Raw genomic sequence first — 3140 nt, 5'->3', positions numbered from 1 at the left:
GCCACCAGGCCCGCGGTGGCCAGTCCCAGTTCGCCAGGCTTTGCTCTGCATCCATATACGCACCGCAGGTCAGCGGGGGCGCAGCGGGCCCCCTTCTTACAGCGAGCAGTTCACCAGCACCGGTTCCGGATGCAGGGTCACGCCGAACCGATCGTGCACGCCGTCGCGGATCTCCCGGGCGAGGTCGAGCAGCGCCGTCGTGCTGCCCTGGCCGCGGTTGGTCAGCGCCAGCGTGTGCTTGCCCGAGATGGCCACGCCGCCGCGGCCCCCGTAGCCCTTGGCGAAGCCGGACTTGTCGATCAGCCAGGCCGCACTGACCTTGACCACACCGCCCGGGCCGGGCCACGCCGGCGGTTCGCCGACGCCGGCGGCGCGGGTGCGCAGGCTTTCGGCCGCGGCCGCGTCCAGCACCGGGTTGGTGAAGAACGAGCCGACCGACCAGGTGTCGTGGTCGACCGGGTCGAGCACCATGCCCTTGCCGGCGCGCAGGGCCCGCACCGCGGCGCGCGCCTCGGCCAGCGGCACCCGCTCGCCCTGCTCGACCGCCAGCGCGCGGGCCAGTTCGGCGTAGCGGATCGGTGCGGACGCGGTCGAACGGGCCAGCCGGAAGTCGACGGAGAGCACGACCCACCGGTCGCTGTGCTTGAAGAGGCTGGTCCGGTAGGCGAAGCGGCACTCGGCCGGGGCCATCCGGCGGACCGTGTCGTCGACCCGGTCGTAGACCTCGACGCCGACGATCGTCTCCGCGACCTCCTGGCCGTACGCGCCGACGTTCTGGATCGGGGTCGCGCCGGCCGACCCCGGCACGCCGGACAGGCACTCGACGCCGGACCAGCCGGCGTCGACGGTCGCCGCGACGAACTCGTCCCAGGGCTCGCCGGCCGCCACCCGGACCACGACCTCGGTGTCGGTCGACTCGACGACCTCGACGCCGCGGGAGCGGATCAGCACCACCTGGCCGGGGACGCCGGCGTCCGCGACCACGACGTTGCTGCCACCCGCAAGGATCATGGCCGGTGCGTCGGCGTCCGCAGCCGCGCGTACCATTTGCACGATTTGCTCGGCAGTTTCGGCCGTGCGCACCTGGCCAGCGGGGCCGCCCAACCGCAGGGTCGTGAAGTCGGCCAACGCGCGCGGAGCGAGCGGGCCGGCGGTGGTCGGTGGTTCGGCGCTAACGTCTGGCACGCTGTTCACCCTAGGCTGAGAGGCTCCGGCACTTGTGGCGACGGTCCGGCCTGCACCGAAGGAGCTCCGATGACCAGACTGCACGGCACCAAGGACTTCTGGCTCGGAGGCCTGCGTGCGGAGTCGGCCGCGTTCGCCGCAGCGGTGGCCCAGGCGCCGGCGGACGCTCCGGTGCCGTCCTGCCCGGGGTGGACCATCGCCGATCTCGTCCAGCACCTCGGCGGCTGCTACGAGCGGACGGTCTGGCTGATCGAGCGGAACAGCGTCGAGCGTCCCGACCCCGACCACACCGCGTCCGAGGCACCGGCCGGCGAGGCCGCGCTGGCCTGGTGGCAGATGCGCTGCGACACGCTTCTCTCCACTCTGGACGCCACCGATCCCGAGGCGCCGGCGTGGAACTGGGCACCGCAGTCCAAGCGGGCCGTGTTCTGGCACCGGCGGATGGCGCTCGAGACCGCGGTGCACCGCTGGGACGCGCAGATGGCGCTCGCGGCCAGCGAGCCGATCGAGGCGAAGCTCGCCGCCGACGGGATCTCCGAGGTGCTCGACACGTGGCTGCCGGCGGGCCGGCGGCAGACCGGCGAGCGCCCGCACGGCGTGGTGCAGCTGTTCGCGGCCGACACCGACCAGGAATGGCTGGTGCGGCTGCGCGGTGAGGGCGTCGCGCTGCTCGACACCGACACGATCCTCGACACCGACGAGCCGCCGGCCCGGGTGCAGGCCGAGGGCACGGCGAGCGATCTGCTGCTGGCGCTCTACGGCCGCGTGGGTTTCGATGTCCTCGTGGTCAGTGGCGACCCGACGCTGCTGACGGCGTTACGCACGGGGTGATTTCTTGACGAGGGCGAAGAACGGAACGCGCGAGCGGCCGACGCTCGAGGCGGTGGCCCGGCGGGCGGGAGTCTCCCGGGCCACGGTGTCGCGCGTGGTCAACGGCTCGACCACGGTCGCCGAGCCGATCCAGGAGGCCGTCCGCCGCGCGGTGCGCGAGCTGGGCTACGTGCCGAACCTCGCCGCGCGCAGCCTGGTCACCCAGCGCACCGACTCGGCCGCCCTGATCCTGCCGGAGACGCCGACCCGGGTGTTCTCCGACGACCCGTTCTTCCACGGCATCATCCGCGGCGTCTCGATGGAGCTCGACGCCGCCGACAAGCAGCTCGTGCTGCTGATCGCGGGCTCGACGGCCGGCCACGACCGGGTCGAGCGCTACACGATGAGCCGGCACGTCGACGGCGTCATGTTCGCCTCGATGCACGGCGCCGACCCGCTGCCGGCCGCGCTGATCCGGATGGGCATCCCGGTGGTGTGCAGCGGCCGCCCGCTCGGCCGGGCCACGGTCGAGGTGCCCTACGTCGACGTCGACCAGATCGGCGGCGTGGTCTCAGCGGTCCAGCACCTGCTCGCGTCCGGCCGCAAGCGGATCGCCACGATCGCCGGCCCGCAGGACATGGTCGCCGGCATCGACCGGCTGACCGGCTACCGGCAGGCCCTGCGCGACTCCGACCGGCGCTCGATCGTGGCCATCGGCGACTTCACCCGGGAGTCCGGCACGGTCGCGATGCGCCAGCTCCTTGACGACGACCCCAAGCTCGACGCGGTGTTCGCCGCCTCCGACCTGATGGCACACGGCGCGCTGCGGGTGCTGCGCGAGGCCGGCCGGCGCGTGCCGGACGACGTCGCGGTGATCGGCTTCGACGACATCGAGATGGCCCGCTACACCGAGCCGCCGCTGACCACCGTGCGCCAGCCGATCCAGCAGATCGGCCGCGAGATGGCCCGCCAGCTCATGCGCCTGGTCGCGGGCGAGGAGATCGAGGCGGTCACGATGCTGCCCACCGAGCTGATCATTCGCGAGAGCGCCTAGGGCGTCAGCCGGCTACGCGTTCTAGCTCGCGGACCCGCAGCGCCCGGCGGGCCGCCTCGCGGTCGCGGGCCGGGCCGGTCAGCAGGTGGCC

General features: G+C 73.2%; 3 protein-coding genes. 2 read left to right on the top strand and 1 reads right to left on the bottom strand.

Annotated features, from left to right (window positions below):
* Window positions 1–96 precede the first annotated feature (96 nt).
* A complete protein-coding gene (locus tag AB0H87_RS39985) occupies window positions 97–1185 on the bottom strand; it encodes a UDP-N-acetylmuramate dehydrogenase (protein WP_360158477.1) in 1089 nt (362 codons plus the stop codon).
* A gap of 69 nt (window positions 1186–1254) precedes the next feature.
* On the opposite strand from AB0H87_RS39985, the gene AB0H87_RS39980 reads away from it, so the two are divergent.
* Window positions 1255–2016, top strand: a complete 762-nt coding sequence (locus AB0H87_RS39980; protein ID WP_360158474.1) for a maleylpyruvate isomerase family mycothiol-dependent enzyme — start codon at window positions 1255–1257, stop codon at window positions 2014–2016.
* A 4-nt stretch (window positions 2017–2020) separates the two neighbouring features.
* A complete protein-coding gene (locus AB0H87_RS39975) occupies window positions 2021–3049 on the top strand; it encodes a LacI family DNA-binding transcriptional regulator (protein ID WP_360158471.1) in 1029 nt (342 codons plus the stop codon).
* The last annotated feature ends 91 nt before the right edge of the window (window positions 3050–3140 follow it).

Source organism: Asanoa sp. NPDC050611 (assembly GCF_040654855.1).
Taxonomy (GTDB): domain Bacteria; phylum Actinomycetota; class Actinomycetes; order Mycobacteriales; family Micromonosporaceae; genus Asanoa.
This window is presented reverse-complemented; position numbering and strand designations above follow the sequence as displayed.

Bases quoted from the DNA above. Each gene is read 5' to 3' on its own strand.
- AB0H87_RS39980 (WP_360158474.1), top strand. From the start codon at position 1,255: ATGACCAGACTGCACGGCACCAAGGACTTCTGGCTCGGAGGCCTGCGT.